The following is a 26,983-nucleotide window of genomic DNA, read 5'->3' as shown; positions in this document are numbered from 1 at the left end:
ATGACACGCCAGCCCCTATTGGCTGGCGTGAAACATCATCCAGCCCCGACGCAAATCATCGATGGCTGCGTAATGCCACACGCCGATTCCCATTACGACCGCCACACCCGATAACAGGGCAAGCCAGCGCAAGGTCTGGGCCTGCACCCGGATACGGGCCAACCAGACCGTGGCCATGCGCGCATGGGCCGCCTGAAACCCTGCCGGCAGGCCTTGCGCCGCCACCACGTCTTCCAGATACCAATACAGTTCGCGATCCAACAGCCCGGTATCCCAGGCAGCCGCGCCGGCCAGCCCCTGGTCGATGCGCCAGACCATTCGCTGCAGATGCGCCCGCAGCCAGGGGCTGGCGCCATCCAGAAACAATAGGATCACCGGTCTGAGCTGAGACGAGCTACCTGCGCCCGGCTGCAGCAAAATGGATACCAGGGCCAGCAGGCGCAGAGCCTGGACCTGACGATACAAGCGCCACAACCCCACCCGATCCAGGCGACGACGCCACGGACCGCAGGTGCGCGGCAACGCCCACCACACGGTCAACGACAAGGCGGCCACCAACACGGGGATGCCGAGTCCCCAATCGCGCAACAACCGGGCGGCGGCAAACAGGGATCGCGCCCAATCGCCCTGAAAGGCCGGCGGCAGACCCTGGAACGCCTGCAGCAAAGCGGGCACCGTCCAGGCCGGCACCGCCAGCACCAGCACACTGACGACGAGCAGCGCAACGGCAGCCGAGCCCAGCGTCGTCCACAGCAACTGCCGCGTTCGGATCAGCAGGCCCAGATGTCCGGCCAGCGCCTGAAAGCAGGCCAGCAAGCGGGCATTGCCAAACGCCTGCGCCACCCGGATCAAAGCGCGCTCGTCGGCGGGCAGACAGCCGCGCCAGGTAGCGTCCAGGTCCCCGCCGCTGGCCTCGCAGGCAGCCGACCAGCGACCGGATAGCCGCCCGCGCACCGTACCCGGCCCATAACGCTGCGCATCCCGATCGAACAATTCCCGGATGGTCAGACGGCCCTGTGTGCCTGCCAGCACCGCATGCAGATACTCGAAGTAGTCCGCCCGCCGGTCCGAGAAACGCCAGGCATCCAGACGATCGCGCCATGCCGGGAACCGCTGCGCCAACGCCCTCACGCGGAACATGAGGCGCCCCTTGCCTGCCGCTGACGGCGCAGCAGCAGGGTTTCGAAGGCCATGAAGCGCGTCTCGACGTCGCGCGGGTCGACCTGGCCCGCCCCGACCTTGAGCATGGCGTGCGCCAGCGCGCTGTCGACGGGGTCGGGCAGAAAACCGGATGCCGTGGCCGACACATCCGACTGCACGCCCGGCTCAAGCAATTCGGCGGCGACCGTCCGGCCGGCATAACCGGCTAGTTCCGGCAGCTGCGGCAAGCGGCAGCGGGCGCAGCCATCGGGACGGCGGATGCGCAGTTGCTCCGCCCGGATGCCCCACAGCTGCTCGATCCAGCCCAGCCAGCGAGACCAGTCCTGACGGGTCCCTTGCTGCTGGCGCGACAGGTCCGCAGGCGTGGCCGGCACCGCGCAGGACGCGCACAATTGCGGCAAGAGCGCCTGGAACACCAGCAGCTTGAGCACTCCCGGCATCTGCAGAAAATCGCGCGGCACGCCGATGAAGGCGGACGAAAGCCGATCCACAATGGCGCGCGCGGAGGGCGCATGCACCGTGGTATAGACGTTGACGCCCGACCCGGCCAAGTCCATCAAGGCCAGGCCGCTTTCCGCATCGCGGATTTCCCCCAACAGCACATCATGCATGGCGGAACGCTTCAGGGTGCGCAGCTTGGCCGCATAGCGCCCATGCGCCTGCTGGTCCAGATCGCGGCCAATGGTGTTCTGCACCGCCCGCGCGATCCGGTATTCCACCGGTTCTTCCAGCGTGATGACCTTGCGCTCATCGGGCAGGCCCCGGATCAGGGCCGCCAGCGTGGTGGATTTGCCGGAACCGACGGCGCCAGCCAGCACGATGGCGCCGCCTTCGGAGCGCATGACACGCTCGAAACAGGCCTGCTGATCGGGCCGATAACCCAGGGCGCTCAGGCCCGCATCCCGTACCTGCGCATCCCGCGCCAGAAACCGCAGGCAGACGCTGGGGCCGCGGTCCGCTGCCAGCGAGGCCCAGCGCAAGGTGTAGGCCTTGCCATCCACACGCCGCAACAGACTGCCCTGCTGCTCCAGAGTGGGATCGAAGACCGCCCCGTTACCGCCTTGAATGTCCATCCAGGCCACCGACAGCACGTCCAGCAGCAAATCGGTTCGCATGGGCCGGAAGCGATCCGGCGCGATATACCGACCCGACACGGTGTAGCGAACCTCGGATTCGGGGGCATCGCGATAGACATTCAGGTGCAGATCGGTCGCCTGCTGGCGTACCCCCCATTCCACCAGATCCTGAAACACCCCGGCCAAGGCCGTGGGGGTGCGGTCCGCGGCCGTCACCACCGAGGACATCGCAGAGCCGGAATCGCGCGACAAGGCCAGCAGCAGCGCCGCCGGCAGCACGTAGCGCGCAGGCTCCGACAAGCGCCCGCCTGTCGCCTGGATACGCCGCACCAGGGCATCGGCCTGATCACCGCCCACGTATTCCGCCCGCGCCAGCACGGTGACAGTGCCGTCGGCCCGTTCCACCGGGCAGATCCGGTCCGCCAGCGCTTCCACCCCCAACTGCCGCGCCAGCACCCGCCGCAGCGGGGGCTGCAGCGCTGACAGTTGCTCGGAGTGATCGATGGTGGCGGCGGCAGACAGATCGAAAGGCATCGGGGGTTCGGCTACCCGCAGCACGGAAGACCAGGCTTTCATGGCCGCCCCTCGCCCAACAACATGCGCAGGCATAGGGAATGGCGATCCTCACCACGTTCCAGCTGCACACAGGCGCCATTCATGCCGCGCAGTTGATACACTCCTGGATCCTTGGCATGTCCGGCGGGGAAAGCCTGGCCGCGCACATACAGATAGGCCCGCTGGCCGACCTGGACTTCGGCCATGAGCGCCCGCCCCACCCCGTACAGGGCGACCAGGCGCGGCGCCAACAAGGGCCGCGCCGCATGGTCCGCCCCGCGCCCCGCTGCAGCAGAAGACCCGGCCTGCAAGGCCTCGCGCAGATCCTGCTGCATCAATTCACGCACGGACTGCATTTCCCAGGATTCCTCCGGCGGCGAAGCAAAGACGGATACAGCGGGGGCCGGCTGCGCCAGCGATAGCGATGCCCCCACGCCCCAGACCAGACACGCCCCTATCCAGAGACGCAACACACGACACTGCCGGATATCACTCTTGGTTTTCATATAGGGATCCTTCCAGGTGCAAGACCAGACGGCTGGCTTTGAGGCCAGGGCGCGCGCCCGGCGCATGCGACAGAGAGACCTTGTGCCAGGACACCGACTGCGACAGCGGCGCCAGCAGCTCGCCCGAGCGCAAGGGACCTTCGACTTTCAGCAACCGGCTGGCCAAACGGGGCAAGTCTGGCGGCGGCGCAACCGCCCGGCCTTGCTCGTCCCGGGGCGGCGGCACCTGCACCGCCTGGGGCGCATCCATGCGCAAGGCAGTAAAAGCGGGCAATACCGCTTGCAAGGCGCTGGCCCAGTCACGGGCCACCAGGCGCGAAGCAGGCAGGCGAGCAGGATCGGCGGGCTGCCCGGCCAGGGGCAGGGTCCAAGCCGCCTGGGCCCGATCCAGCGTCGGAAAATCGAGCCGCCAGGCTGTGGGCGCCGCCCGCAGCAGGCCGCGATTGTCCGCCTGCGCAGCCAGCCGCCGGTATTCGCTGCGGCACTGCCAGCCGCCTGCGCCGGGCTGGCAGTGCACCTGCTGCAGTACCCAGCCCGCAACCTGCACAGGCTGCTCATACAAGGCTTGCAGCAAGGTCCGCGTCCCTTGTTCGCCATGCACAGGACGCTGGGCCAGCACATGCGCCAAGGCCCGTTCCCAGAGCAGACGGCTATCGGACGCCTGTTCCAGCGCTGACGCCTTTTCCGCAGCGACGCCCCAGCCCCACCATCCAGCGCCCGCCAGGACCACCAGCGCCAACAGGGCCAGCCATCCGCCCCGGCGACGCACCCGGACCAAAGGCGGCGCCGATGCCGCCTGCCGGGCCAGGGCCTGCAGCACCTCATTCCCATCGGCATCGCAAGGCCGCACCTGCAGACGGGGATAGGCCAGCCGCAAGGCTTCCACCGCCTGATCCGCCAGATCGGCATCCGGATAGCTGCGATCCGCCCGCGCCAGCACCACACCTTCGTGACTGGCCAGAACATGCCAGGCATCCGGCCCCAACGGCACGACGCAGGCCACCGCCCCCTGGGGATGCTGCCGCGCCCACAGGTCCGCCGCTGCCCAGCAGGGCTGCCGCGATTTCAGTCCCCGCACCAGCCCCAGAGCAGCCGGTGGATTGCCTGACAGCGCCTGATGCGAGGCCCCCTCGCGACGCGCCTGAGCGCCGGCGAGTTCGGGTTCACCCAGCACCGGCATCCACTCCAACCCGAAGACCAGCGGCGTTCGCTCTACCCAGATGAGACGTCCGGCCAGCATCATTTACAGACCTTCCTCGACCTGCGCGGTGATGATCAGCACGGTCGCCAGGCGCTGGGTATTGAGCCGATCACCACCGCCCAGGATGGCGGGCAGGCCAGGATTCAGACGCCGCTCTCCGGCCTCGGACTGCTGTCGATCGAAGCCCGACACCACCAGCGGCTGGCCCGGCTGCAGCGCCAACTGCTGCACGGTGCCGTTGCCCTCGACCGTCAGCTGCTGCAACTGCAAAGGATTGTCCCGACCGCCGAAAGTGACCGTCTTTAGAGGCTGCGCCACGGTATTGTCATACGCCAGCGACAGCAGAATCTGGCCGTTTTCCTGAGCATCGGGAACGAGCGTCAGCAGCGACCCCACGGTTTCTTCCTTTTGATTGACGGACACCGCCGGCACCGCCAAGCCGTTGGCCCCGGACAGGGGTGTGGTTTCCACCCGATCGATATAGGAAAACGTGGTGCGCACAGCATGGGTCACCGGACGGCGATTCAGGGTCAGCATGGGCACGCTGCTGCGGCGCACCAAACGCACGGATTCCCCCAGCGCCTGGATGACGGCCTCGCTGCCGCTCAGCGTGCCGTGCGTGATTCCCACCCCCAGACGGCCTGCCGGCCCGCTGCTCAGGGCGGGCACCGCCAGGCCAGCGGCCAGGCGGGCGCCGGAAAACACCACGTTCCAGTCCAGACTGGCCTGCGCCTGTTCGTTGAGCGCCACGGTCAATTCTTCGAACACCAAGCGCACGCGCCGGGTCAGGGAGCGGTTTTCCTGATCCAGATACGCGGCGACCCGGTCCAGCACATCCGGCAGATCGGTGACGACGATCGTCGCGCCCGCCCCCTGTTCGGCCACCAGCAAACCGGCCTGCGACAGAAAGGGTTCGATACGGGCCCGCACGGTTTTCATCACATCCTGATCGCCGCTTTGCAACTGTGTGCTGGACGTGCTGATGAACCCCCCGTCCGTCTGCCGGGCGCCCAGACCCAGCGAGGCCTGCGCCCGCGCATCCAAGGTCAGGGCGCGAATATTGAAGACGCGCGTCTCGGTCCGGAAAAACTCGATGCGGTCCTGAACGTAGCGCCATCTGACGCCCAGGTGCGCACACAAGCGGTCGAGGATCTGCGGCAGCGGCGCCGGCGCGCTCGCCAGATCAAAGGGCTGTTCGGCATCCCTGGGCGCCACCCCCTGCCCCGCTGTCTGCGCCAGTCGCGGTAAAAAGTGCCAGGATGGCAGCAAGGCATCCGGGCGGACGTGCACAGGAATGCCGGTGACCGCAGAGATCCGTCGGGCAATGCGCGACAGGTCGTCCGTGCCATCCGCAAACAGCAAGGTCGTGCGCACTCGCGCCCGCAAGGCCGGCGGCAGGGACAGTTCCCTGGCCAAGGGCTGCGACCTGCCCGCCACCCAGGGCTTGTCGATATCCTGCGCCGCCCGCCGCTGAACCGGGTCGTTCAGAGAACGGACAAAGCGCTCGTGCCCCTGTTCCACCGCCTGATCCGCCTGGCGATAGCGCTGCGCGGCCTGCTGCAAGCGTTCCTGCAAGGCGCAGCCCGACAGCAGCAGTGACAGGGCCAGCAACGCCCCAGCGTTCCGGGGGTTCATGCGCCGTCTCCGGGCGCCTGGGTGCGATCACAGCGCTGCGCCAGCGGCACCACGCGCAAGACACGGTTAGCATAAAAGCATGGCTGCACCGGCCGGTCGCCCAGTTCGGTCGCGGCCAGCAGATTGCGCACGGCAGGCCGGAATGCCTCGTCGAAGACAGCCGATCCGGCCAGGGGAATATCCACGTCCACCGCCCAATGCTCGGCCTCGAATGTCCATCCGGCCAGGCCTGCCCAGCGGCTTAGCGCCCGGCGCATATTGCCATCGGCGGGCGTGACCTCGAAGGGGCGCGACACCGGCGGCGCCAGCTTGAGCGGCGGACTCGGCATTGGTTTATTGGGCAGATCGGCAGCCGCTGCCGGGTGCCTGGCCGCATCAGACACCAAGGCGCCAGACCCGCCCGGTCGCACAGCCTGGGACGGCTGCCCGGCATCAGCGCTGAGCGCCGGCGCAACACCCGCCCCCAGCGCTACCGTGTCGCGATCCCCTGCGACAGCGCCCGGCGCGCCATCCGCCACCCGCCGGGCCTCGGCCACCAGCAGCCCGCCGCGCATCAACAGATGATCCGGCACTCCACGCAGCACCAGATAGTCCCCGGTGCGCCGCGCCTGCAGCAAGCGGTCCCCCGCCGCCGTGCGGGCAAACAGCGCGGGAACCGCCTGGCCCGCTGGATACTGCAGCCAGGTCTCGCGCCCATCATCGAATATCTGCAAGGGCGCCAGATCGGCATCCCCGGACAGCCGCCAGTCGAAGTGATAGCGCCCGACGGAGGGTTCCAGCCCCGCCCATGCCCGCCACCCGGCCCCGGCATCGGTCGTGACGCAACCCGCCAGACCCAGCACCAGCACCACCATTCCCAAAAGCCTGACCATGCCGCTTCTCCCAGAATCCCCCTGGATGCGACATGCCCAAAAAAAAGGCGCCGGATTCAGGGAATCAGGCGCCTATGGTGGCCTGGCGGCGAAACCGCCGCCAGACTGGGATGTACGAACGGATAAAAACGTCCTGGCAGCGATCCTAACGCTGGTGCGCCAGCCGGTTGCCCTCGGCGGAAGCCGAATTCAGGGCGGTCACAGCGGGTTGCTGGCCGTCGAGAGCGGCGGTCAGGATCTGCTGGAAACGGGTCCGGATCGCCGGGTAATTGTGGATGCGGAACCCCTGCCCGGTGACGGCGGAACGCCCTGCGTACACGGCCACCAGATCACGCCACTGGCCCAGATTTTTGTAGTAGCTGGGCGGCGTGGTATCGAAAGCCGCCTGCGTCAGCGGCAGATAACCGGTCTGCTGATACCAGCGCGACGCCTGCTCGGGCTGCGTCATCCAGCCCAAAAAGGCCGCCGTGGCATCGGTCACGGGTTTGGGGGATTTCATGACCCACAGCCCCGCGCCGCTGACAAAAGGATTGCCGGGGACCTTGGTGACTTCGGGATAGTACGGCAGGCCGGACACCGCGTACTGCAGCTTGCGCTGGTCGTTGAATGCGCCGATGTGGCCGGAGCTGGACATCATCACCGCGCACTCGCCCTTGGCGAAACGGCTGACGGAATGCATGCCGGCATCCGGGCGCACCATGATTTCGGAGCGCACCCAACTGATCATCAGGGACAGATGGCGCACGTAGGTGACGTCAAAGGAAAAACTGGGCAGGCCTTTGGCCTTCAGGCCGTTATCCGCGCTGGCGTACAACTGATTGTTGACGGCGGCCAGGTTTTCCAGATTGATCGACACTGGCAAGTCGGACGTCAGCGGGCATTTGCGCGAACCCTTGTTCGCCAGGCTGACCAGCTGGCCCTGCAAATCCATCCAGGTACGCTGCGGCGTGGCAGGCACCAGACCGGCTTTCTTGAAGGCGTCCTGGTTGTAATACATCACGGGGACTTCCAGCATCGCCGGAAAGGCCATCAGGCGGCCCTTGGCGTCATGGATGAACGCATTGTCCGAGGACACGAACCAGCGTACGCCTTTCAGGGGAGCAGATTTTTCCAGGGTATACAGCGGCTGGATATAGGATCGCTGCGAGATGTCTTCCAGGGTGTGGCTGTCGCCGATCTGTGCCAAAGCAGGCAGGGATTTGGACGCCGCTGCAGCATCCAGCGCCTGGTTCAGGGCTTCGGGCGTATCGAACGTGCGGATCTTGACCTGCACGTCGGACTGGCTGCGGTTGTAGTCCTTGACCATGGACTGAAAAGCATCGGCGTTATGCCCGTCCAGACTGATCCACACCGGCACATCGGTGGCGGCCCAGACCGGCGATGCCGCCACGGCTGCCGCCAGCATGCAGGCAGCACGATACCCCGAACGCGCAGCGCCGGAACCAAAGGGGAAATTCTTCATGAATCAGTCAATCCAAAAAAGGAAATCGAATGTCGGGAGCGCGCCCTGAGACCAGATCCGCCAACACTCTGCCGGAACCGGCTCCCATGGTCCAACCCAGGCTGCCGTGCCCCGTGTTCAGATACAGATTACGGATGCGCGAACGACCGATCAACGGCACGTTCGATGGCGTTGTCGGTCGCAAACCGGACCAGAACTGAACGTTATCAAAATCAAGCGCACTTGGGAACAGGGATCTGGCATGTTCCGCCAGCTGATTGCAACGGCCAGTATCCAACGCGCGGGAATAACCGCCGATTTCCGCCGTCCCCGCCATGCGCAGATGATCGCCCAATCGCGAAACGACGATCTTGGCTTCCTGGTCGACCAGGCTGACCATCGGCGCAGCAGCCGGATCGCGCAGGCGAAACGTGGCGGAATAGCCCTTGGCGGGCCAGACCGGGCAGGACACCCACAGGGGCGCCAGCAGTTGCGGGCTGAAGCTGCCCAGCGCCACCACATAGGCGTCAGCCCGCAGGGATCGGAAGAACCCGTCGGGTTCGAGCAATTCAGCCACCGAGATGCGGTCATTGACCGGCACCAGGCGGCTGACCCTCGTATTGAAGCGGAAGATCACCCCGGCGGCCTGCGCCCGCTCGGCCAGCGCGCGCGTGAACAGATGCACGTCGCCCGATTCATCGTCCACCGTGAAATCGCCCCCGACGATCGGGTCGCGAGCAGCCGCCAGTGCCGGTTCGATGCGCAGGACTTCCGCCGCATCCACGATCCGGCGATCCACCCCCAGTTCGCGCATCCGCGCCGCGCTGGCCTGCGCGTATTCGAATTCGCGCGGATCCCGATAAAACGCCAGGATGCCGCGTTCCAGATGATCGTATTCGACACCCAGATCGGCCCTGAGTTCGCGCAAAGTGGCGCGACTGTACTGCGCCAAAGTCACCATGGCCCGAAGATTGGCGGCAAAACGCGGCGCCCGGCATTCGTTCAGATAGCGCGCGCACCACAGCCACTGGCGAGGGTCCAGGCGCGGACTGACGCGCAAAGGCGCATTCGCCCGACCGATCCAGCGCAAGACTTTTTTCAGCATGTGGGCGCTGGCCCAGGGTTCGGCGTAGCAGACCGAAATCTGCCCGCCATTGGCACGGCTGGTTTCCAGCGCCACCCCAGGGCGGCGTTCGATGACCTCGACTTCGTGACCCGCCCGGGCCAGCCACCAGGCGCTGGATACCCCGATGATGCCGGCGCCAAACACCGCAACCTTCATGCCCGGACCTCGGCGAGATCGGCCTCGGACGTAAAGGCATCGGCGTAAAACATCGCTGGCGGCAAGGCGCGCTGCTGCACGAAATCCTGGCGTGCGGCCTCGACCATGGCCGGCGCGCCGCAAGCATATACCTGATGGCCGGACAGATCCGAAAAATCGTCCAGGACCGCCTGATGAACCCAGCCGCAACGGCCTGTCCAGCCGTCCTCGGGCAAGGCATCGGAGACGACCGGCACAAAGCCGAAGTCCGGCCACTGATCCAGCCAGGTTCGGGCCAGGTCGGCCTGATACAGATCGGCGGGCCGCCGCCCCCCCCAGTACAGCACGGCAGGACGACGGTCGCCGCGCATCAACATGCTTTCGATCATGGCCTTGATAGGGGCGAAGCCGGTGCCGCTGGCCAGAAAGACGATGGGGCGATCTTCGTCGCGCAGGAAAAATGAACCCAAGGGACCTTCGATGCGCAGGATGTCGCGCGCCTTCAGGGGGGTCTCGCCGCGCCCGAACACCGTGTCGGTGAACATCCCGCCCGGCATGTGGCGCAGGTGCAGCTGCACCCGGTGATCCTGCGTCTGGGCGCAGGCCATGGAATAACTGCGCCGCCTGCCGTCCTTGAACAGAAAATCCAGATATTGCCCTGGCTGGAAGGCGAAGGCTTCCGCCGAGGGCAACTGCAGCGTGACTTCCATGACATCGTCAGCCAGCGGCGTCAGCGCCTGCACCCGCACCGGCATTTTGCGCACGACGATATCGCCGCGCATGCGGACTTCTTCGGCTTCGATCACCACGTCGGACGTGGGCCGCGCCTGGCACAGCAAGGTATAGCCCTGCGCCCGGTCGGCGGCGTCGAGAATCCGTTCCGGCGCTGGCCCGGCCTCGTAGCTACCCGACAGGACCTTCCCCCGGCAAGTGGAGCAGGTGCCGTTGCGGCAGCTATAGGGCAGGACCATGCCGGCGGCCAAGGCGGCGTCCAGGATGGTCTGCCCCGGCTCGACGGCGAAATCCCGACCTGCCGGCTGCACCGAGACCTTGAGACTCATGACGAATTCCAAAAAAACGTGGGCGATTTCTCATTTTAGCCCCGCCCGGACCCGTCGACCGGCAGCGGCGGTACGCCGGTCCGCCCGGCGTCCGCCTGTCCTGCGTCACCCTGTCTTCAGTTGCCGGACCACAGGCTGGGCTGCTTGATCTTCACATCCAGTAGCTTGCCCTTGCGGGCGCGGCGCCCCACATAGATGGCCAGATCGTCCGGAGACAAGGTCAGCTCGGTGTCGCGGGCGCGATAGACGCCGCGCAGCACCACCCCCATCGGCCCCACGGCGGCCCACTGCGCCAGGCGGTCGCCCTCGTCCAGCCCCATCAGGATGGTGCCGCGGCCCCCGCCGGCCAGAGTTTTCAGTTCGTCCAGCGCCACAACCAGGAATTTGCCTTTCTGGCTGAACAGAGCGACTGCCTGATCGTCGGGCTTGAGCAGCAGGGGCTTGAGCAAGGCATCGCCCTTGTCCACCGTGACGAACTGCTTGCCGGCATGCTGGCGGGTGGACAGGTCGCCGCCCGTCGCCACGAAGCCATAGCCCGAGGCCACGCCCAACAGCAGACGCTGATCAGGCGGCGCCACCCACATATGCACGATCCGGCTGCTGGGTTCCAGCGTCAGCATGGACGTGACCGGCTGGCCGTCGCCGCGCGCCGAGGGCAGGCTGGCCACCGCCATGCTGTAGCTGCGCCCGGTATTGGACAGCGCCGTCAGTTCCTGGGTGCTGCGGCATTCCACGGCGTCGTACAAGGCATCGCCCGTCTTGAAGCTGAACTGCCCAACGTCGTGCCCATGCCCCTGACGCACCCGCAGCCAGCCTTTTTGCGACATGATGACCGTGACGGGTTCGTCCAGCACCTGGGTTTCCAGCACGGCGCGGTCGGCGGCCTCGATCAAGGTGCGGCGGTCGTCCCCGTACTGCTTGGCGTCGGATTCGATCTCGCGGATCATCAGACGGCGGAAGGCGTCGGGATTGTCCAGCAGATGCTGCAATTCCTGCTGTTCCTCGCGCTTCTTTTCCAGTTCCTGCTCGATGCGGATGCCCTCCAGACGGGCCAGCTGCCGCAAGCGCATTTCCAGAATATCGTCGGCCTGGCGCTCGGACAGCGAGAACCGTTCCATCAGCGCGACTTTGGGATCGTCCGCCTCGCGAATCGTGCGGATGACCTCGTCCACGTTCAGATAGACGATGCTGCGCCCTTCCAGGATATGGATACGGTCCAGCACCTTGTCCAGGCGATGGCGCGTGCGCCGGGTCACCGTCTGCGCCCGGAAGGCCAGCCAGGATTCCAGCACCTGGCGCAGGCTGCGCTGGCCGGGCCGGCCATCCGTGTCGATGCATACCAGGTTCAGCGACACATTGCCTTCCAGCCCGGTGCGCACCAGCAGCAGATTGACAAACTCGTCACGGTCGATGCTGCGGGATTTGGGCTCGAACACCAGGCGCACCGGCGCCTGCTTGCCCGATTCGTCGCGCACCGCATCCAGCAGCCCCAGCACCAGCGCCTTGGCCTGCTGCTGTTCGGCTGACAAAGATTTTTTGCCCGCACGCGGCTTGGGATTGGTCAGGTCCTCGATGGTTTCCAGAATCTTCTGGGCGGAGGTGCCCGGCGGCAGTTCGGTGACGACCAGCTGCCACTGCCCCCGCGCCATGTCCTCGAAGTGCCAGCGGGCGCGGGCCTTCAGGCTGCCCCGGCCACTGGCATAGATCTGCGCAATGTCTTCCGCGGATGAAATGATCTGCCCGCCGCCCGGAAAGTCCGGCCCCGGAATCATGGTGTACAGATCAGCGTCGCTCAGCGTCGGCCTGCGCAGCAGCGCCACGCAGGCTTGAGCGACTTCGCGCAGATTATGGGATGGGATTTCAGTCGCCATCCCCACCGCGATGCCCGAGGCCCCATTGAGCAGCATGATGGGCAGACGGGCAGGCAGGCACACGGGTTCCTGCTGGCTGCCGTCGTAGTTGGGGGTGAAATCCACCGTGCCTTCGTCCAGCTCGTCGAGCAACAAGCGGGAAAACGGCGTCAGGCGGGCCTCGGTGTAGCGCATGGCGGCGGCATTGTCGCCGTCGCGCGAACCGAAATTGCCCTGGCCATCGATCAGCGGATAGCGCAGCGCGAAATCCTGCGCCATGCGCACCATGGCGTCATACGCCGCCTGGTCGCCATGCGGGTGATATTTGCCCAGCACATCGCCCACGACACGGGCCGATTTCACCGGACGCGACTGCGGCCCCAGACCCATGGCGTCCATGGCGTACAGAATGCGCCGCTGCACGGGCTTCTGCCCGTCCGATACTTCCGGCAGCGCGCGGCCACGCACCACCGACACGGCGTAATCCAGGTAAGCCTGCTCGGCATAACGCCCCAGCACCAGGCTTTCATCATCCTCTGCCACCAGAGAATCAGGTGTATTGGCATCCATCGTCATTCCTTACACATCCACTTCGGCCAGATTGCCTTTTTCTTCCAGCCAGACACGCCGCTGGTTGGCCTCGCCGCGCGCCATCAGCATGTCGAACATGCGCGCCGAGGCATCCAGGCCTTCGTCGCCGTGACGCACCTGGGCCAGCCGGCGCGTATCCGGGTTCAGTGTGGTATCCCACAACTGTTCGGCGTTCATTTCGCCCAGCCCCTTGAAGCGGCTGATGCGCCAGGCCCCTTCTTTCAAGCCCTCGCCGCGCAGTTTTTCCTGCACCGCATCCAGTTCCACCTGATCCAGGCAATAGAGCTTGCGGGCCGGGCGCTTGCCCGCCGCCGGCACATCGACCCGGAACAAGGGCGGACGGGCGATGTAGACATGGCCCGCGTCGATCAGGCGCGGAAAATGGCGCAGGAACAAAGTCAGCAGCAGTACCTGAATATGGGCGCCATCGACGTCGGCATCCGACAATATACAGATGCGCCCATAGCGCAGCCCGGACAGGTCCGCATCCTGCCCAGCGGCATGCGGGTCCACCCCGATGGCGACCGAAATATCATGGATCTCGTTGTTGGCGAACAGACGGTCGCGCTCGACTTCCCAGGCATTCAGGATCTTGCCGCGCAGAGGCAAAATCGCCTGGAATTCCTTGTCGCGCCCCATCTTGGCCGACCCGCCGGCAGAATCGCCCTCGACCAGAAAGACCTCCGTGCGGCTGACATCCGTGGATTCGCAGTCGGTCAGCTTGCCGGGCAGCACCGCCACCCCGGATCCCTTGCGCTTTTCGACCTTGCGGGCGGCGCGACTGCGCGCCTGGGCCTGGCCGATCGCCAATTCCGCCAGGCGCTTGCCGAATTCGACGTTGGCGTGCAGCCATAATTCCAGGGCATTTTTCAGAAACCCGCCCACCAGGCGCACCGCGTCGCGGCTGTTCAGGCGTTCCTTGATCTGGCCCTGGAACTGCGGGTCCAGGACCTTGGCCGAAAGGATGAAGCTGGCCCGCGCGAACACGTCTTCCGGCAGCAGGCGGATGCCTTTGGGCAGCAGATTGTGCAGCTCGGCAAAGGACTTCACCGCATTGAACAGGCCTTCCCGCAGGCCGGATTCGTGCGTGCCGCCCGCCGTGGTGGCGATCAGATTGACGTACGACTCGCGCACTACCGCGCCTTCTTCGGTCCAGCCCACCACCCACTGGGCGCCCTCGCCCAAGGCGTATTGCTCGTCCTCGTCGTCCGCATACTGCTGGCCCGCAAACAAGGGCACCAGGACCGGGGTATCGCCCAGGGCCTCGCTCAGGTAGCCCTTCAGACCATCCTCGTAGTGCCATTCGCGCTGCTGGCCGGTCTTCTCGATCGTCAGGGTGACGCGCGTGCCCGGCAGCAGCACCGCCTTGCTGCGCAGCGCATGCTCCAGATCACCCAGGGGGACCTGCGCCTGATCGAAATAGCGGGCATCCGGCCAGGCCCGTACGCGGGTGCCCGAGCGGCGCTTGCCCACGGCGCCCACCTGCGCCAGCGGCTCGATCACCGCACCATCGGCAAACACGATCCGGTACTCGCCGCCCTCGCGCCAGACGGTGACTTCCAACCGGGTGGACAGCGCGTTGGTCACGGATACCCCCACGCCATGCAGGCCGCCGGAAAACGCGTAAGCGCCGCCGTCGGCCTTGTTGAACTTGCCCCCCGCATGCAGGCGGGTGAACACCAGTTCCACCACGGGAGCGTGTTCCTCGGGGTGTTCGCCCACCGGGATGCCGCGCCCGTCATCTTCCACGGTCAGGCTGCCGTCGACATGCAGGGTGACGGCGATGCTGCGCCCGAACCCGGCCAGCGCCTCGTCGGCGGCATTGTCGATGACTTCCTGGATGATGTGCAGCGGATTATCGGTGCGCGTGTACATCCCTGGTCGCTGGCGCACCGGCTCCAGTCCCTTCAGGACCCGAATCGATGACTCGTCATAGCGTGCTGTGCTCACGGTGGTGTCCATTCATTTGCAATCAAAAAGGCCACCATTTTACGGAGATAATGGTATGCTTAGTGACATAGGGCCTCACGCGCCCCGCTGCGCGGCGGCGTTTCATCTGGCCCATCGCCTCCCTTCCCTATCATTTGCGCACGATATCCGCACTATGAGTGACTCCATCAAGCACGTAAGCGATGCCTCTTTTCAGGCCGACGTGCTCCAATCCGAATTACCCGTTCTGGTCGACTACTGGGCCGAATGGTGCGGCCCCTGCAAAATGGTCGCCCCGCTGCTCGACGAAGCCGCCGCCAAATACCAGGGCCGCGTCACCATCGTCAAATTGAACGTGGACGAAAACCCCGACAGCGCTGCCCAATACGGCATCCGCGGCATTCCCACCCTGATGCTGTTCAAGGACGGCAAGATCGCAGACACCAAAGTCGGCGCTCTGTCCCGCACCCAGCTTCAGGCCTTCCTAGACGAAGCGCTCTGATTTTTCACTATTCGCAGTGATGCCATGCAGGCCGGTCCCGGTCCTGCAGCGCGCCCGATGATTCCTTCTTTCCCTCCCCTCCCATGCACCTGAACGAACTCAAAGCGCTGCACGTGTCGCAGCTGCTGGAAATGGCTGCCGAACTCGATATCGACAACGCCAACCGGCTGCGCAAGCAGGAACTGATGTTTGCCATCATGAAGCGGCGCGCCAAACAAGGCGAGCAGATCTTCGGCGATGGCGTGCTGGAAGTGCTGCCTGACGGGTTCGGCTTCCTGCGCTCGCCAGAAACCTCCTATCTGGCCAGCACCGACGACATCTACATCTCGCCCTCGCAGATCCGCCGCTTCAACCTGCACACCGGTGACTCCATCGAAGGCGAGGTCCGCATCCCCAAGGACGGCGAGCGCTATTTCGCCCTGGTCAAGGTCGACAAGGTCAACGGCATGCAGCCCGAGACCATCAAGCACCGGATCATGTTCGAGAACCTGACGCCGCTGCACCCAGACGAGCCGCTGGTCCTGGAACGCGACATCAAAAGCAAGGAAAACATCACCGGTCGCATCATGGACATCTTTGCCCCCATCGGCAAAGGCCAACGCGCCCTGATCGTGGCCAGTCCGAAATCGGGCAAGACGGTGATCATGCAGCACATCGCGCATGCCATCACCACGAACTACCCCGATGCGGTCATGATCGTGTTGCTGGTCGATGAACGCCCTGAAGAAGTCACGGAAATGCAGCGCACGGTGCGCGGCGAAGTCGTGGCCTCCACCTTCGACGAGCCGGCCACCCGCCACGTGCAGGTCGCCGAAATGGTGATCGAAAAGGCCAAGCGCCTGGTCGAACTGAAAAAAGACGTGGTTATCCTGCTGGATTCCATCACCCGTCTGGCGCGCGCCTACAACACCGTGGTGCCGGCCTCGGGCAAAGTCCTGACCGGCGGCGTCGACGCCAACGCGCTGCAGCGCCCGAAACGCTTTTTCGGCGCCGCGCGAAACCTGGAAGAAGGCGGCTCGCTCACCATCATCGGCACAGCCCTGATCGAAACCGGCAGCCGCATGGACGAAGTCATTTACGAAGAATTCAAGGGCACCGGCAACTCTGAAGTGCACCTGGAACGACGATTGGCCGAAAAACGCATCTACCCGGCCATCAACCTGAACAAATCCGGCACGCGTCGCGAAGAGCTCCTGATCAAGCCCGAACTTTTACAAAAGGTCTGGGTACTACGCAAGTTCATCCACGATATGGACGAAATCGATGCCATGGAATTCATCCTGGACAAAATCCGGGCAACCAAAAACAACGCCGAATTTTTTGACATGATGAAAAAATAAGCGAGCACCTTGATGAGTCTTCCTTCCGTCGATGAATTTCTAACCCAACTGCAGGCACGCGACCCACATCAACCCGAATTCATGCAGGCTGTCAAAGAAGTCATGCACAGCCTGTGGCCTTTCATCCAGCACAATCCACGCTACGCCAGCCAGGCGCTGCTCGAGCGCATCGTGGAACCTGAACGCGCATTCCAGTTCCGCGTCTGCTGGATGGATGACACGGGTCGCACCCGCGTCAATCGCGGCTTTCGCGTCCAGCACAGCTCAGCCATCGGCCCCTACAAAGGCGGCATGCGCTTTCACCCCTCGGTGAATCTGTCGATCCTGAAATTCCTGGCCTTCGAACAGACTTTCAAAAACGCTCTGACCACCCTGCCGATGGGCAGCGGTAAAGGCGGCTCCGACTTTGACCCCAAAGGCAAGTCCGACGCTGAAGTCATGCGCTTTTGCCAAGCCTTGATGATTGAACTCCATCGTCACCTGGGCCCGGACACGGACGTGCCCGCCGGCGACATCGGCGTGGGCGCCCGCGAGGTCGGCTTCATGGCCGGCATGATGAAAAAACTGTCCAACCAGAGCGGCTGCGTCTTTACCGGCAAAGGTCTGGCCTTTGGCGGCAGCCTGATCCGCCCCGAAGCCACGGGCTACGGCACGGTCTATTTCGCCGAAGAAATGCTCAGACATGCGGGCCAGTCCCTGGAAGGCTACACGGTATCGGTGTCTGGCTCGGGAAACGTCGCCCAATACGCTATCGAAAAATGCATGCAATTGGGCGCCCGGGTGATCACGGTATCCGACTCCCGCGGCTGCATCGTCGACCCCGCCGGCTTCACGCCTGAAAAACTGGCTGCCCTGATCGAGCTGAAAAACGAGAAACGCGGCTGCATCGAGGAATACGCCAAGGCCTTCGGCCTGACCTTCGAGGCCGGCAAACGCCCCTGGCACGTGCCGGTGGACGTGGCCCTGCCCTGCGCGACGCAAAACGAACTGGAAATCGAAGACGCCCGCACCCTGATTGCCAACGGCGTACGCTGCGTGGCCGAAGGCGCTAATATGCCCTGCAGCATCGAGGCCTCCGAAGCCCTGATTTCCGCCGGCATCCTGTACGCCCCCGGCAAAGCCAGCAACGCAGGCGGCGTAGCGGTATCCGGCCTGGAAATGAGCCAGAACGCGCAGCGCCTGCACTGGACGCGCGACGAGGTCGACGCCAAGCTGCACGCCATCATGCGCGACATCCACCAGAACTGCGTGCGCTACGGCACCGCAGGCCAAAAGGTCAATTACCTGAACGGCGCCAATATCGCCGGCTTCGTCAAAGTCGCCGACGCCATGCTGGCCCAAGGGGTATATTGACATGCTCCGGCAAGCGATTTGGCCACGACCATGAAAAAAGCTCCCTCGGGAGCTTTTTTCATTTCAACCTGGCTTTCATGGACAGAGGCAGTGCTCAACAAAGGATCACTTTTGCAGCACATGACCCAAAGCCGCTGAAATCTGTGGATGCGTCCAGACAAACCCCGCTTCTTGCGCACGGCGCGGCGTCAGCCTCTGGCCGCCGAGCAGCAGCACCGACATTTCACCCAAGGCCAGGCGCAAAGCCCAGGCGGGTACGGCCAACACCGCCGGGCGGTGCAGCGCACGCGCCAGGGCTTGGGTGAAGTCGGTGTTGCGCACCGGATCGGGTGCGCAGGCGTTATAGGGGCCACTGCAGCGCTCGTGCCGGAGCAAATGATCAATGAGGGCCACCTGGTCGTCCAGATGTATCCAGGGCATCCACTGCCGGCCGCTGCCCAGGCGCGCGCCCAGACCCAAGCGGAACGGGGGCAGCAACCGCGCCAGCATACCCCCTTGTGGTGCCAGCACTGGCGCGGTGCGCAGCAGCGCCACACGCACACCCCACTGTTGCGCACGCTCGGCTTCTTGCTCCCAGGCCATGCACAACCGACTGCCGAAGTCGCTTGTGCATGGCGCACTGTCTTCGGCCAGCCATTGCTCGCCGCCGTCGCCATACCAGCCCACGGCAGAACCCGAGATCAGCACACGCGGTGACGTGGCCTGCCGACCCATCCAGTCGACCAAGGTACGCGTCAGATCGACACGGCTGCGCCACAGCAAACGCCGCCGCGCCTCTGTCCATGGGCGATCGGCAATCGGCGCACCCGCCAGGTTGATCACGGCGTCCATCGCCGGGCCGCCATCGAGCGCCTGCAGCTGTGCAATGCCCTGTGCGCCGCTGCACAGCGCGGGGACTTGCTGGGGATTGCGGCTCCAGACCCATAATTCATGGCCCTGGTGCCGCCAATGTCGGCACAGGGCCTGCCCGATCAAGCCGGTACCGCCGGTGAGCAAAATGCGCATGACGTGTTTCTTCCCAAGGTTGTCGGATGGGCCATCAAGGCAAGCGCCCCCCAGGTCGCGCCTGGACCGCACGACAGACCAGAGTGCGCTATTGCCATATTACGCTCAGAATGCCGGATCCTGGCGCTCGTGCGGCACCCAGATCAGCGCCGAAGTATCCACGCCCAGGTCCCGCGCCCGCGCCACGATCGCGTCGCGCTGAGCGGTCGGCAATTGCTTGTCGCGCGCCAAGATCCAGGCATAGCCGGTGTCGGAACCAAGCACAAGCGCCCAGCGATAGTCCGGATCCAGCGCGACGACGTGGTAGCCGCCATAAAACGGCCCAAAAAAAGACACCTTGAGCGAGCCGGTGGTGGGCGCGCCGGTGAACAGGGCCTTGCCCACTGCCTGGCGCCATTGGCCTGCGGCAAGCGCATAACCACGATTGACCACACGTACGCTGCCATCGGCCTGCACGGTGTAGGTGGCCGAGACATCGGTCATGCCGCGCTCGAAGGCGTGGTCCAGCCGCGCCAGCTCGTACCAGCGGCCTGCGTAGCGCTGCACATCGAACGGACTGACGGCCGTCACGCCGGGCGGGGGGCGCGTGCCGGCGCAGCCCGTCAGTAGTAAACCGGCACCGGTCACCAGCAGCGCCAGCAGCGCCCGGCGCGGCCGGATCGACTGAGGGGTGATTGCGCCTTGAAGTATGCGTGCGATAGAAAACATGGCAAATCCTGCGTCAATTCAATTGGCGTGGCGCCACTGCGCCACCAAGGGCTGCAGGCCCGACAAATGCTGCACGGTGCTGATGCCGGCCACCGGCCATTGGTACAGCGCGGTGCACGCACCCCCAACCCACAGCGCCGTGGACGCCAGCAACTGGGCGCGCAGCTCGCGCAGACTGGCGCGCACCACCGCCGCTTTATGCAGATTACTGAAACTCAAGGCCACCACATCGACCTGATGTGCTTGCGCCGCTTCGACGATATCGCTCAGCGGGGTCTGTGTGCCCAGCGATACGCAAGTGCAACCTTCCAACGCCAATAACGCCTCGACCATCAGCAGCCCCAGGCTGTGCTGCTCTTGCGGTACGGTCGTGAGCAGCACTTTGGGACCCTGTGACACGGGCTGCAGGGCCAGCGAAGCGATGGCGTGGCGCAGCACACCGGTGATGACCTCGGTATACAGGTGTTCCTCGAAGATCTCGAAGCGCCCCTGCGCCCAGGCCTCGCCCACCGCCGTCGTCAGCGGCGCCACCAGATCCGTCACGAAGGGTGCCAATCCCATACGCAACTGCGCATGGCTGAGGCTGTACCGCAAGGTGTGCGGATCGTGCGCGCCGATGGCGTGGAGCAAATCTCCGATGACCAGGTCTGCGCCGGAACTAGGTGATTTTGTCTTGGACAAAACAGTGTTCTGTACGGGAGAACGCTGGGTCAGAAGATCCTGCAACGTGGCTTGATCCAGACCGACCACCTTGCCGGGACGCAGACCGATACCCAACAACCGACTGATCAGTCTGAGCTGTTGCACCTGATCCAGACTGTAGACCCTGTCACCCGAAGCATCACGCAATGGCGTGGGAAACCCGTAGCGTCGCTCCCAGACGCGCAGCGTGTCCTTGCCCAGGCCAGTCTCGCGCTCGACGGCGGCAATCGGCAGACCGGCGTCGTCGGATACGGACGCAGCGAGAGCAATCGGTGTGGTCGAAGAGTTCATGGTAAATGAATGGTTGGGCCAAATTGTCTTAGACAAAAAAGGGTTTGTCTAGTACATTACACCACAAGAGCAGTGCAGTTGTGCTGCTCGGACCATCATCGCACAGCGGACAAGACCATGAAAGTTGCTGTCATCGGATCAGGAATCTCGGGTTTGGCGGCCGCACACCGGTTGCACGGGCAGGCGCAGGTCACGTTGTACGAGGCCGGAAGCTATTTTGGCGGGCATACGCACACCGTGGATGTCTCTTTGCCTGACGCTCGTGGTCGGATTGTGACGCATGGGGTCGACACCGGTTTTCTGGTGTTCAACGAGCGCACCTATCCCGGATTGATTGCCTTGCTCGACAAGCTGAAGGTGCCTACCGCCCCGTCCGACATGTCGTTTTCCGTGCAGGTGCCTGGGGCAGGCGCACTGGGCGCGGGGGCGCTGGAATGGAGCGGTTCCAGCCTGACAACCGTGTTTGCCCAGCGACGCAATCTGCTGCGCCCGCGCTTTTTAGGCATGCTCTCGGAACTGCTGCGCTTCAACCGCCTGTGCACCGCGCTGGCCGATAGCGGACAAGAACAGGCGCTGGCGCAATCGCTGGGTGATTTTCTGGATCAGCACGGCTTCAGCGCAGCCTTTCGCCACTGGTATTTTCTGCCCATGCTCGGCTGCATCTGGAGTTGCCCGACTGATCAGATGCTGCGTTTTCCCGTCGCCACCATGGTGCGCTTCTGTCACAACCATGGCCTTATCCAGGTGCGGAACCGGCCTCAATGGCACACCGTGGCGGGCGGAGCGCGCCATTATGTCAACGCCATCCTGCAAGGCCTGGATGCACGCCTGTCCACGCCAGTCACGCACATCGAACGCAACACCGCCGGCGTACTCGTGCACACAGGCGGTGCCACCGAACATTTCGACGCCGCCGTGCTGGCCGTGCATAGCGACCAAGCCTTGCGTCTGCTGCAGCGGCCCAGCACCATCGAGCGGCGCGTACTGGGGGCCATCCGCTACCAGTCCAACCGCGCCGTGCTGCACACCGACACCCGCGTGATGCCGCAGCGCCGCGCCGCCTGGGCAGCATGGAATTACGAACGTGCCGCCGACGACGCGCAGGAACTGGCCCGGGTATGCCTGCACTACTGGATCAATCGCCTGCAGCCTCTGCCCTTTGCAGAGCCGGTGCTGGTGTCGCTCAACCCGGTGCGTCCCATCGATCCGCAAAAAATCCTGGGCGAGTTCGATTACGACCACCCCGTCTTCGACCTGCAAGCATGGTCCGCGCAAAGTCAGATCCCCCGGATACAGGGCGTGCAGCACACCTGGTTCGCGGGCGCCTGGACCGGCTACGGTTTTCATGAGGACGGCCTGCAATCGGGCTACCGCGCCGCCGACGCGCTGCTGACGCAGATGCGCTACCGGGAGGCCGCATGAACACTCCCGCTGCCAGCGCCGCTATGGTGGGCAACGTGCCGCACATCGGCTTCGGCCACGTGTGGCACACCCGGCTGCGCCCGCGCCGCCACCGCTTCATCGTGCCCACCTTCTTCCTGTTGCTGCCCATGCGCACATTGCGCGAACGGCCCGAAGCGGCAGGCGTGCTGGCACTGAACCGCGCGGGATGGCTTTCGTTCCGCGACACCGACCACGGGGACGGCCTGGCTCCGCAACAAGGCGGAGCGTTGGCCTGGCTGGAGGCACTGCTGCAGGCCGAGGGCATCACCGACGCACAGGGCGAGATCTGGTTGCAATGCTACCCGCGCGTGCTGGGCTACAGCTTCAAGCCGGTGAGCTTCTGGTATTGCCACCGCCTGGACGGCAGCCTGCGCAGCATTGTCGCCGAGGTGAACAATACCTTCGGCGAGCGCCACGCCTACCTGTTGGACCACCCGCGCTACGGGCAGGAACTGCAGGCACGCAAGGTGTTTCACGTCTCACCGTTCTGCACTCTGGACGGCGGCTACCGCTTTGAGTTTCGCCGGGGCGGAGCCGATGGACTGCGATCGGTCAAAGTGCGCATCGACTACCACGACGCCGAGGGTCCCGTATTGCTCACCGGCATGGCCGGCAAGCTGGAGCCGCTCAACGCCTCCAGCCGCCGCCGCGCCCTTTGGCGCTACCCGCTGCTCACCCTGGGCGTAATGGCCCGCATTCTCTGGAACGCGCTGCTGCTGTGGCTCAAGCGAGTGCCTTTCCACACGAAGCCCCAGGCGCCTGCGGTGCCTGTGTCCCGCTCATCTGCAACCGACCGCTGATCATGAACACCACCACGCCGATCTCGATGCCCTTGCCGCTGCGTCTGCCGCCTGGTCTGCCCAGGACGGCGCAGTACGCCTTGCGACTGCTCCAGCGCCTGCAACACGGCACGCTGCATCTGATACTGCCCGATGGCAGTGCTCTTGAACTGGGCCAGGGGGGCCATCCATATTCCAGCCTGCATCTGCATGACTGGGGGGTATTTGGTGCCGTCCTGCGCTCGGGCGACATCGGGCTGGCCGAGGCTTATATCGATCAGCACTGGAGCACACCGCAGCTGACCGACCTTTTGCGCCTGCTGATGGCCAACCGCGACGCGCTCGAATCAATGGTCTACGGCGCCTGGTGGGGGCGATGGGCCCGCCGCCTGCGCCACCTGCTCAACCGCAATACACGCGCCGGCAGCAGGCGCAACATCCACGCCCACTACGACTTGGGCAACGCATTCTACGCGCTGTGGCTGGACCCGAGCATGAATTACTCATCCGCCTGGTTCCAGGGCGATCCGGGGGGCGATCTGACTGCCGCCCAGCACGCCAAGATGCGCCGCGCCTTGCGCAGCGCCGGCGTCCGGCCGGGCGACCGGGTGCTGGAAATTGGCTGCGGCTGGGGCGCACTGGCAGAGATGGCGGCGGGAGAATTCCAGGCCCATGTCACCGGCGTGACGCTCTCTACCGAGCAACTGGCGTTTGGCCGCCAGCGCCTGCATGAGGCGGGGCTGTCCACCCAGGCCGAGCTGCGCCTGCAAGACTACCGTGACATCCAGGACGCCCCGTTCGATGCCATTTGCTCGATCGAAATGATCGAAGCCGTGGGGCAATCTTACTGGCCCGGCTATTTCGGCACCGTGGCGCGTTTGCTCAAACCCGGCGGTCGCGCCTGCGTGCAAAGCATCGTCATCGACGACGCCTTGTTCGAGCGCTATATACAGGGGACGGATTTCATTCAGCAATACATCTTTCCCGGCGGCTGCCTGCCCAGCCCCAAGCAATTCCGTGCAGCAGCGCAGCAAAAGGGGCTGCGCGTGGTGGAGGAGCTGGCCTTCGGCGCCGACTACGCCGAAACCCTGCGCCGCTGGCATATCCGGTTCAAGCAGCAGCAGGTCCAGGTGCTGGCACAGGGGTTTGATGCGAAATTCCTGCGCACTTGGGAGTTCTATCTCGCGTACTGCGAAGCCGCTTTCGACAGCCGCAATATCGACGTGGTGCAGTTCACGCTCGTGAAAGACTGAAAATATCATCCCTTTCGATCGGTGCCTATGCCTTTCTACCGTTACTCACCGTTGATGCGCCTGGTGCGGGTTCAGCTGCTGGCCGCCGCGATGGTCTTGGGGGTGGCTGATCTCAGCGCCGCAGCCGATCAGCCCGCGGCCCCGCCTGCCTTCATCCACCCAGCGCTGCCCGAAGCCACGTTGCAGGGTCAGGGGCAGATGCGCTTTCTCGGGCTACTGATCTACGACGCCCGCCTGTGGGCAGGCCCTCGGTTCGAGGCAGCCGACTTCGACGCGTATCCGCTGGCGCTGGAACTGACTTACCACCGCACCTTCACGGGGACCGCCATCGCCCAACGCTCCATCGAAGAGATCGAGCGTCAGGGCAAACTGCCGCCCGCACAGGCCCAGCGCTGGCTGACAGCGCTGATTGCCGCGTTGCCCGACGTACAGCCGGGCGACCGCCTGACGGGTTTATACCAACCCGGCGTGGGCATGCGTCTGTGGCATGGCCGACAGGCGCTGGCGGCAATCGACGATGCCGAACTGGCACGCCGCTTCTTCGCCATCTGGCTGTCGCCCAGCACGTCGGAACCCGACTTGCGCAACGACTTGCTGGCGCTCGAATCAGGAACAGGGTCATGACAGGCGGTCCGTCATGGCGGGCTTCTCAGGCGCTGCCTTGGCGTGCGGGGCTGTCCTATGGACTGCTGGGCCTGCCCCTGGCCTTTGCTGCCTTGCCGCTGTATGTGGTGCTGCCGCACTACTACGCCGATGATCTCGGCCTGCCGCTGAGCACCGTAGGGGCGCTGTTGCTGCTGGTACGGCTGATGGATGCGGGGGCCGATCCGCTGCTGGGACGTTTGAGCGACTTGCTCTACCGCCGCAGCATACATGCGGTTCTGTGGACGGCCGGCGCCTCGGCGCTGCTTCTGGGCGGCGGCATGGCGGGGCTGTTCTTGCCGCTCGTGCGGGGCACGACGGCGCTGGCGGCCTGGATGGTGGCGGGGCTTTTGTTCACCTGCCTGGCACACAGTCTGTTGCTGATTGCCCACCAGGCCTGGGGGGTGCAGCTGGGGGGCGACCGGGTACAACGCAGCCGCATCGTGGCCTGGCGCGAGGGTCTGGGCTTGATCGGCGTGGTTGCGGCCAGCGCGCTCTCGGTGGCCTGGGGCGCAGGTCCCATGCTGGGGGTATTCGCGCTGGCATTGCTCGCCGGCTGGCTGACGCTCTGGCAGGCACCGCGCCCGCCGCTCGCAATCGAACCCCATGAGGAACACACGGCGGGCAAGTCCCGGCTCTGGCAGCCGCTGACCCAGGCGTCCTTTCGCCGGCTGCTGGCGGTGTTTTTGTGCAATGGCATCGCCAGCGCCATTCCGGCTGCGCTGATGCTGTTTTTCGCCCAAGACAGGCTTCTGGCCTCGCCGTCGCAGATTGCGCTGTTTCTGACGCTGTATTTCGTCAGCGGTGCGCTGTCCATGCCCGCCTGGCTGCAGTTCGTGCGCCGCTTCGGGCTGGAACGCGCGTGGCTGGCCGGCATGCTGCTGGCAGTGGCCTGCTTTGGCTGGGCGGCAGCTCTGCAAGGCGGCCAGCTGGCCGCCTTTGCCGTCATCTGCGTGCTGTCGGGTGCGGCGCTGGGGGCTGACCTGGTTGCGCCCGGCGCCCTGCTGGCCTTGCTGATCGAACGCCACGGCGCGCAGGGTGCGCATGACGGCGCCTACCTGGGCTGGTGGAATCTGGCCACCAAGCTCAACCTGGCGCTGGCCGCCGGCGTCACCCTGCCGCTCTTGCAATGGCTGGGCTATGTGCCCGGCAGCCAGGATCCGCTGGCCTTGCAGCGTCTGGCCTGGATTTATGCGCTGCTGCCCTGCGCGCTCAAGCTCGCGGCAGCCTGGCTGCTGCATAGCCGGATGATCGCCCCCCAGAACTCTCCCACAGGAGCCATGTCATGAACACTCGCCGTCACGTCCTTTTAGCCCTGCTCGCGGGCACCGCTGTGCTTGCGGGCTGCGCCAGCCCTCAGGTGAGCGACTATGCCCAGCAGCGCCCCAAACTGGAACTCGACCGCTATTTCAACGGCCGCGTTCATGCCCACGGCATTTTTCAAAAGCGCAGCGGCGAAGTGGCGCGCCGCTTCACAGTCGTGATGGACTGCCATTGGGAAGGCAATCAGGGCGTGCTGGATGAGTTCTTCACCTACTCGGACGGGACGACCCAGCGCCGCATCTGGCGTTTGACCAAACATGCAGATGGTCGCTACACCGGTCGCGCCGACGATGTGGTGGGAGAGGCTCATGGTCAGGAATCCGGCAACGCCTTTCGCTGGAACTATACGCTGCGCTTGCCGGTGGACGACAAGGAGTACGAAGTGCAGTTCGACGACTGGATGTTCCTGGTCGATGAGCGCGTGATGCTCAACCGTGCCACCATGAGCAAGTTCGGCATCACGCTGGGCGAGGTGCTGTTGTCCTTCACCAAGGAATAGCGCC

Annotated in this window: 23 protein-coding genes; 9 read left to right on the top strand and 14 right to left on the bottom strand. The window is 65.0% G+C overall.

The genetic code is table 11. The features are described 5' to 3' along the window. Window positions 1–15: 15 nt before the first annotated feature. From WBF69_RS04960 to WBF69_RS04910, 11 genes are all read right to left on the bottom strand, one after another. The gene (locus WBF69_RS04960; RefSeq protein WP_424261824.1) at window positions 16–1,140 is read right to left on the bottom strand and encodes a hypothetical protein; all 1,125 of its coding nucleotides are present in this window, start codon (window positions 1,138–1,140) and stop codon (window positions 16–18) included. Next, window positions 1,128–2,813: an ATPase, T2SS/T4P/T4SS family gene (locus WBF69_RS04955; RefSeq protein ID WP_424261822.1), complete on the bottom strand. Its 1,686-nt coding sequence runs from the start codon at window positions 2,811–2,813 to the stop codon at window positions 1,128–1,130. Before WBF69_RS04955 ends, WBF69_RS04960 begins: the two co-directional genes overlap by 13 nt. After that, window positions 2,810–3,298, bottom strand: coding sequence for a hypothetical protein (locus WBF69_RS04950; RefSeq protein WP_424261819.1), 489 nt, complete (start codon window positions 3,296–3,298; stop codon window positions 2,810–2,812). The genes WBF69_RS04955 and WBF69_RS04950 overlap by 4 nt, the downstream gene beginning before the upstream one ends. Further along, the gene (locus WBF69_RS04945) at window positions 3,282–4,541 is read right to left on the bottom strand and encodes a hypothetical protein (protein WP_424261817.1); all 1,260 of its coding nucleotides are present in this window, start codon (window positions 4,539–4,541) and stop codon (window positions 3,282–3,284) included. Before WBF69_RS04945 ends, WBF69_RS04950 begins: the two co-directional genes overlap by 17 nt. After that, window positions 4,542–6,134, bottom strand: a complete 1,593-nt coding sequence (locus WBF69_RS04940) for a hypothetical protein (protein ID WP_424261815.1) — start codon at window positions 6,132–6,134, stop codon at window positions 4,542–4,544. Continuing rightward, window positions 6,131–7,006 carry a TcpQ domain-containing protein gene (locus WBF69_RS04935; protein WP_424261813.1) on the bottom strand — a complete coding sequence of 292 codons (876 nt, stop codon included), beginning with the start codon at window positions 7,004–7,006 and terminating at the stop codon, window positions 6,131–6,133. The genes WBF69_RS04940 and WBF69_RS04935 overlap by 4 nt, the downstream gene beginning before the upstream one ends. Before the next feature lie 145 nt (window positions 7,007–7,151). Beyond that, window positions 7,152–8,468 (bottom strand): extracellular solute-binding protein, encoded by a 1,317-nt coding sequence (locus WBF69_RS04930; RefSeq protein WP_424261811.1) that lies wholly within the window; start codon window positions 8,466–8,468, stop codon window positions 7,152–7,154. Window positions 8,469–8,475: 7 nt separating this feature from the next. Next, the gene (locus WBF69_RS04925) at window positions 8,476–9,729 is read right to left on the bottom strand and encodes a D-amino acid dehydrogenase (RefSeq protein WP_424261809.1); all 1,254 of its coding nucleotides are present in this window, start codon (window positions 9,727–9,729) and stop codon (window positions 8,476–8,478) included. Further along, the gene (locus WBF69_RS04920; RefSeq protein ID WP_424261807.1) at window positions 9,726–10,769 is read right to left on the bottom strand and encodes a CDP-6-deoxy-delta-3,4-glucoseen reductase; all 1,044 of its coding nucleotides are present in this window, start codon (window positions 10,767–10,769) and stop codon (window positions 9,726–9,728) included. Before WBF69_RS04920 ends, WBF69_RS04925 begins: the two co-directional genes overlap by 4 nt. Window positions 10,770–10,885: 116 nt before the next feature. Then, a complete protein-coding gene (parC, locus tag WBF69_RS04915) occupies window positions 10,886–13,189 on the bottom strand; it encodes a DNA topoisomerase IV subunit A (protein WP_424261805.1) in 2,304 nt (767 codons plus the stop codon). Between the two features lie 9 nt (window positions 13,190–13,198). Next, the gene (locus WBF69_RS04910) at window positions 13,199–15,172 is read right to left on the bottom strand and encodes a DNA topoisomerase IV subunit B (RefSeq protein WP_424261803.1); all 1,974 of its coding nucleotides are present in this window, start codon (window positions 15,170–15,172) and stop codon (window positions 13,199–13,201) included. Window positions 15,173–15,314: 142 nt separating this feature from the next. On the opposite strand from WBF69_RS04910, the gene trxA reads away from it, so the two are divergent. The 3 genes from trxA to gdhA all read left to right on the top strand — a co-directional run bounded on the left by trxA (window position 15,315) and on the right by gdhA (window position 18,334). Further along, window positions 15,315–15,641, top strand: a complete 327-nt coding sequence (trxA, locus tag WBF69_RS04905; protein WP_424261801.1) for a thioredoxin TrxA — start codon at window positions 15,315–15,317, stop codon at window positions 15,639–15,641. A gap of 83 nt (window positions 15,642–15,724) precedes the next feature. Further along, complete coding sequence (gene rho / locus WBF69_RS04900; RefSeq protein ID WP_424261799.1) at window positions 15,725–16,981, top strand: transcription termination factor Rho; 1,257 nt, start codon at window positions 15,725–15,727, stop codon at window positions 16,979–16,981. Between the two features lie 12 nt (window positions 16,982–16,993). Next, window positions 16,994–18,334 carry an NADP-specific glutamate dehydrogenase gene (gene gdhA / locus WBF69_RS04895; protein ID WP_424261797.1) on the top strand — a complete coding sequence of 447 codons (1,341 nt, stop codon included), beginning with the start codon at window positions 16,994–16,996 and terminating at the stop codon, window positions 18,332–18,334. A gap of 105 nt (window positions 18,335–18,439) precedes the next feature. Here gdhA and WBF69_RS04890 read toward each other — a convergent pair whose 3' ends face one another. From WBF69_RS04890 to WBF69_RS04880, 3 genes are all read right to left on the bottom strand, one after another. Beyond that, window positions 18,440–19,339, bottom strand: a complete 900-nt coding sequence (locus WBF69_RS04890; RefSeq protein ID WP_424261795.1) for a TIGR01777 family oxidoreductase — start codon at window positions 19,337–19,339, stop codon at window positions 18,440–18,442. A gap of 105 nt (window positions 19,340–19,444) precedes the next feature. Beyond that, a complete protein-coding gene (locus WBF69_RS04885) occupies window positions 19,445–20,047 on the bottom strand; it encodes a lipocalin family protein (protein WP_322998639.1) in 603 nt (200 codons plus the stop codon). 18 nt (window positions 20,048–20,065) lie between these two features. Further along, on the bottom strand, window positions 20,066–21,040 hold the full coding sequence (locus WBF69_RS04880; protein WP_424261793.1) for a MerR family transcriptional regulator: 975 nt from the start codon (window positions 21,038–21,040) through the stop codon (window positions 20,066–20,068). A gap of 117 nt (window positions 21,041–21,157) precedes the next feature. On the opposite strand from WBF69_RS04880, the gene WBF69_RS04875 reads away from it, so the two are divergent. Genes WBF69_RS04875 through WBF69_RS04850 form a run of 6 tightly spaced genes read left to right on the top strand, consistent with a single transcriptional unit; the run spans window position 21,158 to window position 26,979 of the window. Further along, window positions 21,158–22,462 (top strand): NAD(P)/FAD-dependent oxidoreductase, encoded by a 1,305-nt coding sequence (locus WBF69_RS04875; RefSeq protein WP_424261791.1) that lies wholly within the window; start codon window positions 21,158–21,160, stop codon window positions 22,460–22,462. Beyond that, window positions 22,459–23,283, top strand: a complete 825-nt coding sequence (locus tag WBF69_RS04870) for a DUF1365 domain-containing protein (RefSeq protein WP_424261789.1) — start codon at window positions 22,459–22,461, stop codon at window positions 23,281–23,283. Before WBF69_RS04875 ends, WBF69_RS04870 begins: the two co-directional genes overlap by 4 nt. A gap of 2 nt (window positions 23,284–23,285) precedes the next feature. Next, entirely contained in the window at window positions 23,286–24,515 is a 1,230-nt protein-coding gene (locus WBF69_RS04865) for a class I SAM-dependent methyltransferase (RefSeq protein WP_424261787.1), read from the top strand. A gap of 27 nt (window positions 24,516–24,542) precedes the next feature. Continuing rightward, window positions 24,543–25,139 (top strand): chalcone isomerase family protein, encoded by a 597-nt coding sequence (locus tag WBF69_RS04860; protein ID WP_424261785.1) that lies wholly within the window; start codon window positions 24,543–24,545, stop codon window positions 25,137–25,139. Continuing rightward, the gene (locus tag WBF69_RS04855; RefSeq protein ID WP_424261783.1) at window positions 25,136–26,446 is read left to right on the top strand and encodes an MFS transporter; all 1,311 of its coding nucleotides are present in this window, start codon (window positions 25,136–25,138) and stop codon (window positions 26,444–26,446) included. Before WBF69_RS04860 ends, WBF69_RS04855 begins: the two co-directional genes overlap by 4 nt. Beyond that, complete coding sequence (locus WBF69_RS04850) at window positions 26,443–26,979, top strand: DUF3833 domain-containing protein (RefSeq protein ID WP_322998646.1); 537 nt, start codon at window positions 26,443–26,445, stop codon at window positions 26,977–26,979. Before WBF69_RS04855 ends, WBF69_RS04850 begins: the two co-directional genes overlap by 4 nt. Window positions 26,980–26,983 lie beyond the last annotated feature (4 nt).

Source organism: Castellaniella sp. (genome assembly GCF_049673105.1).
Lineage (GTDB): Bacteria > Pseudomonadota > Gammaproteobacteria > Burkholderiales > Burkholderiaceae_B > Castellaniella.
Note: the sequence above shows the minus strand (reverse complement) of the source record. Positions and strands in the feature narration are given on the sequence as shown.

Coding starts and splice junctions, on each gene's coding strand:
- WBF69_RS04960 (WP_424261824.1), bottom strand. CDS start 1,140: ATGTTCCGCGTGAGGGCGTTGGCGCAGCGGTTCCCGGCATGGCGCGAT.
- WBF69_RS04955 (WP_424261822.1), bottom strand. CDS start 2,813: ATGAAAGCCTGGTCTTCCGTGCTGCGGGTAGCCGAACCCCCGATGCCT.
- WBF69_RS04950 (WP_424261819.1), bottom strand. CDS start 3,298: ATGAAAACCAAGAGTGATATCCGGCAGTGTCGTGTGTTGCGTCTCTGG.
- WBF69_RS04945 (WP_424261817.1), bottom strand. CDS start 4,541: ATGATGCTGGCCGGACGTCTCATCTGGGTAGAGCGAACGCCGCTGGTC.
- WBF69_RS04940 (WP_424261815.1), bottom strand. CDS start 6,134: ATGAACCCCCGGAACGCTGGGGCGTTGCTGGCCCTGTCACTGCTGCTG.
- WBF69_RS04935 (WP_424261813.1), bottom strand. CDS start 7,006: ATGGTCAGGCTTTTGGGAATGGTGGTGCTGGTGCTGGGTCTGGCGGGT.
- WBF69_RS04930 (WP_424261811.1), bottom strand. CDS start 8,468: ATGAAGAATTTCCCCTTTGGTTCCGGCGCTGCGCGTTCGGGGTATCGT.
- WBF69_RS04925 (WP_424261809.1), bottom strand. CDS start 9,729: ATGAAGGTTGCGGTGTTTGGCGCCGGCATCATCGGGGTATCCAGCGCC.
- WBF69_RS04920 (WP_424261807.1), bottom strand. CDS start 10,769: ATGAGTCTCAAGGTCTCGGTGCAGCCGGCAGGTCGGGATTTCGCCGTC.
- parC (WP_424261805.1), bottom strand. CDS start 13,189: ATGGATGCCAATACACCTGATTCTCTGGTGGCAGAGGATGATGAAAGC.
- WBF69_RS04910 (WP_424261803.1), bottom strand. CDS start 15,172: ATGGACACCACCGTGAGCACAGCACGCTATGACGAGTCATCGATTCGG.
- trxA (WP_424261801.1), top strand. CDS start 15,315: ATGAGTGACTCCATCAAGCACGTAAGCGATGCCTCTTTTCAGGCCGAC.
- rho (WP_424261799.1), top strand. CDS start 15,725: ATGCACCTGAACGAACTCAAAGCGCTGCACGTGTCGCAGCTGCTGGAA.
- gdhA (WP_424261797.1), top strand. CDS start 16,994: ATGAGTCTTCCTTCCGTCGATGAATTTCTAACCCAACTGCAGGCACGC.
- WBF69_RS04890 (WP_424261795.1), bottom strand. CDS start 19,339: ATGCGCATTTTGCTCACCGGCGGTACCGGCTTGATCGGGCAGGCCCTG.
- WBF69_RS04885 (WP_322998639.1), bottom strand. CDS start 20,047: ATGTTTTCTATCGCACGCATACTTCAAGGCGCAATCACCCCTCAGTCG.
- WBF69_RS04880 (WP_424261793.1), bottom strand. CDS start 21,040: ATGAACTCTTCGACCACACCGATTGCTCTCGCTGCGTCCGTATCCGAC.
- WBF69_RS04875 (WP_424261791.1), top strand. CDS start 21,158: ATGAAAGTTGCTGTCATCGGATCAGGAATCTCGGGTTTGGCGGCCGCA.
- WBF69_RS04870 (WP_424261789.1), top strand. CDS start 22,459: ATGAACACTCCCGCTGCCAGCGCCGCTATGGTGGGCAACGTGCCGCAC.
- WBF69_RS04865 (WP_424261787.1), top strand. CDS start 23,286: ATGAACACCACCACGCCGATCTCGATGCCCTTGCCGCTGCGTCTGCCG.
- WBF69_RS04860 (WP_424261785.1), top strand. CDS start 24,543: ATGCCTTTCTACCGTTACTCACCGTTGATGCGCCTGGTGCGGGTTCAG.
- WBF69_RS04855 (WP_424261783.1), top strand. CDS start 25,136: ATGACAGGCGGTCCGTCATGGCGGGCTTCTCAGGCGCTGCCTTGGCGT.
- WBF69_RS04850 (WP_322998646.1), top strand. CDS start 26,443: ATGAACACTCGCCGTCACGTCCTTTTAGCCCTGCTCGCGGGCACCGCT.